The sequence below is a fragment of the Cellulomonas sp. GbtcB1 genome (assembly GCF_019091725.1).
Lineage (GTDB): Bacteria > Actinomycetota > Actinomycetes > Actinomycetales > Cellulomonadaceae > Cellulomonas.
This window is the reverse complement of record NZ_JAGXJG010000109.1, coordinates 1-3225: the sequence shown is the minus strand read 5'-3', so window position 1 is coordinate 3225 and position 3225 is coordinate 1. Positions and strand designations below refer to the sequence as shown.

Annotated in this window: 4 protein-coding genes; 2 read left to right on the top strand and 2 right to left on the bottom strand. The window is 77.5% G+C overall.

The window, feature by feature from the left end:
* Positions 1–678: PspC domain-containing protein (locus KVT14_RS19880; protein ID WP_217617243.1), on the bottom strand; the 678-nt coding region annotated here is incomplete at its 3' end.
* A 136-nt stretch (positions 679–814) separates the two neighbouring features.
* On the opposite strand from KVT14_RS19880, the gene KVT14_RS19875 reads away from it, so the two are divergent.
* Complete coding sequence (locus KVT14_RS19875; protein ID WP_217617242.1) at positions 815–2101, top strand: ATP-binding protein; 1287 nt, start codon at positions 815–817, stop codon at positions 2099–2101.
* Positions 2098–2757 (top strand): response regulator transcription factor, encoded by a 660-nt coding sequence (locus KVT14_RS19870; protein WP_217617241.1) that lies wholly within the window; start codon positions 2098–2100, stop codon positions 2755–2757. Before KVT14_RS19875 ends, KVT14_RS19870 begins: the two co-directional genes overlap by 4 nt.
* Positions 2758–2812: 55 nt before the next feature.
* On the opposite strand, the gene KVT14_RS19865 is transcribed toward KVT14_RS19870, so the two are convergent.
* Positions 2813–3225: hypothetical protein (locus tag KVT14_RS19865; protein WP_217617240.1), on the bottom strand; the 413-nt coding region annotated here is incomplete at its 5' end.

Genomic DNA, 3225 nt, shown 5'->3' with positions numbered 1-3225 from the left:
CGGGGCCGAGGCGCTCGCGGCGGCCGGTGCGGCGGCCGCGTACGGCGCGGCGGGGCGCGTGGCGGCGTCGGCCGGCGGGGCCGGCGGGGTGCTGGGGCTGGTCATCGGACGCTGTCCTTCCGGGTACGGGGGCTGCCACGGCGCGGTGGGCGGCTGGCCGTCCCGCCCCCGCCGCAGTGCGGTGACGAGGACGACGATCCCGGCGACCACGGCGGCGAACCACGCGAAGCCGCTGAACCAGCCGGACCGGAACGGGCCCCAGCTGAACCACCAGTCGCCGGCGCTGAACCCGACGACCACGAGGGCGATCGCGCCGAGCAGGGCGACGTCGAAGTTCCCGCGGATGGTCTCCTCGAGGTGGATCCGGCCGTCGGACTCCTCCGGGAGCAGCGCCCAGGCGAGGCCGTACAGCACGAAGCCGAAGCCCATGAGCAGGGTCACGCCGACGAGGCCGCGGGCGAGGAGCGGGTCGATGCCGAACCGGGTGGCGAGCCCGCCGGCGACGCCGCCGACCCAGCGGTCCTGGGAGCGGGAGATGCCGGCGCGGCGGATCGCCGCGAAGAAGCCGGCCATCGCGTGGCCGCCGGTCGGGGGAGCGGGTGGGGGCACGGGGCCGGGTGCGCCGCTGCCGCTCGGCGGCACGGTGCCCGACCCGCGGTCGGCGCTGTCGTTCGTCATGGCTCGATCCTGACGCGCGGGGCACCCCCGGCGGCATCGGGTACCCCCCTGACCCGCCCCTGAATGTGCCCCGGGGGTCCCTGATCCTGGGCCCCGAGGGGCGCCCGGGGGGTCCGGGACGTGTGACGATCAGGGCATGGAGTCCCCGTCCCGCCTGCCGCTGCGGCGCCCGGAGCGCGGCCGCGTGATCGGCGGCGTCGCGGCCGGCCTCGCGCTGCACCTCGGCGTGTCCGTGCGCCTGGTGCGCGTGCTGTTCGCGCTGCTCACCCCGGTGGGCGGGATCGGCGTGGCCCTGTACGTGTTCTGGTGGGTGACGATCCCGGTGGGCGACCCGGCTGCCGCCGCGGGCGCCGGGCGCCCCGCCGAGCTGTCCCGCCTGCACCGCCCGCTGGAGCACGACGCCGTGCAGCGGCTCCGCCGGCTGCCGTGGACCGAGATCGCGGTCGGGGTCGCGCTGCTCGCCGGCGCCGTGGCCATGCTGCTCGCCCGCGCGGGCACGGACGTGGTCGGGAACTGGGTGGTGCCCGTGCTGCTGCTGGTCGCGGGCGCCGCGCTCGCGTGGAGCCAGCTCGACGCGGTGCAGCGGGAGCGCCGCAGCGGCAGCCGCGGCCCGGTGAGCGTGCTGCGGCTGGTCGGCGGCCTGGTGATCGCGGGGGTGGGCGTGCTGCTGCTCGTCGGCCAGGAGGCGACGCCGGGCACCCTGGTGCAGTCGACGGTTGCCGCCGTGGCGGTGCTCGGCGGCGTCGCCCTGGTGCTCGCGCCGTGGTGGCTCCGGCTGGTCCGGGAGCTCGGCGACGAGCGCGCCGCCCGGGCCCGGGAGTCCGAGCGCGCCGACATCGCGGCCCACCTGCACGACTCCGTGCTGCAGACCCTCGCGCTGATCCGCGCCCGCGCCGACGACCCGACGGAGGTCGCCCGGATGGCGCGCGCCCAGGAGCGCGAGCTGCGCGCGTGGCTGTACGACGACCGCCCGGCGCCCGGCACCTCGGTGGCGGCGGTGCTGGCGGCGATCGTCGCCGAGATCGAGGACACCCGCACCGGGCCCGACGGCGAGGCCGTCACGATCGAGACGGTCGTCGTCGGCGACACCGAGCCGGACGCCAGCACCGACGCGCTGCTGCAGGCGACCCGCGAGGCGCTGCTGAACGCGGTGCGGCACGGGCGACCGCCGGTGTCGCTCTACCTGGAGGCCGGGCCCGACGAGGTCGAGGTGTTCGTCCGCGACCGCGGGGACGGCTTCGACCCCGACGCCGTGCCGGACGACCGGTTCGGCGTGCGCGAGTCCATCCTGGGGCGGGTGCGCCGCCGGGGCGGGACGGCGTCGGTGGTGTGCAAGGACGGCGGCGGCACCGAGGTGCGGCTGCGGATGCCGCTGGTGCGCGAGCGCGCGACGGCGGACGACGAGAGGACGATGCAGGGATGAACGACGCTCCGGTCGACGTGGTGCTGGTCGACGACCACCTGATGTTCCGCGCGGGCGTCAAGGCGTCCCTCGACGACCGGGTGCACGTCGTCGGCGAGGCCGCCACGGTCGACGAGGCGATCCAGGTCGTGCGCGCGACCCAGCCGCCGGTCGTGCTGCTCGACGTGCACCTGCCCGGCGGCGACGGCGGCGGCGGTGCCGAGGTGATCCGGGCCTGCACCGACCTGCTGGGCGACACCCGGTTCCTCGCGCTGTCGGTGTCGGACGCGGCCGAGGACGTCGTCGCGGTGATCCGCGCCGGGGCGCGCGGCTACGTCACCAAGGCGATCTCCGGTCCCGACCTGTGCGACGCGGTGCTGCGGGTGGCCGGCGGCGACGCGGTGTTCTCGCCGCGGCTCGCGGGCTTCGTCCTCGACGCGTTCGGCGCGGCCGCGGGCGACGTGGCGACGGGCGACGACGAGCTCGACCGGCTGTCGGCGCGGGAGCGCGAGGTCATGCGCCTGATCGCGCGCGGGTACTCCTACCGCGAGGTCGCGGGGGAGCTGTTCATCTCGATCAAGACCGTCGAGACGCACGTGTCCGCGGTGCTGCGGAAGCTGCAGCTGTCCTCGCGGCACGAGCTGACCCGGTGGGCGGCGGCGCGCCGGCTGCTCTGAGCCGGGCGCGCCGCTGCGGCCGTGCGAGGCGGCGGGGAGTCAGCGCGGCGGGGCGTCAGCCGATGTTGCACTCGTAGCGCACGCCGTCGACGTAGTGCACGCCGTTCCCGAGGTCCGCGCAGGTCTCGACGAGCGAGGCGACGCCGAACGCGCCGAGGGCCAGGGCGACGACCCCGGCGACCAGCCACAGCGCGCCGACGATCACGCCGGCGACGGCGAGGCCGCGGCCCGGGACGCCGCCGCGGCGGCCGCGCACCAGGACGACGATGCTGATCACGAGGCCGATGAGGGCCGTGCACGGGATCAGCGCGGTGACCAGGCCGACGATCGCGAGCGTCGGCGACGGGGCCGGCTGCGGCGCGACCGGGTAGGGGCCGGGCAGGGCCGCGGGGTCGGGGTAGCCGGGGTAGCCGGGCGCGGGCGCCTGGGCGGCGGGCGCGGGGTGTGCGCCGGGCGCGCCCGGCGCCG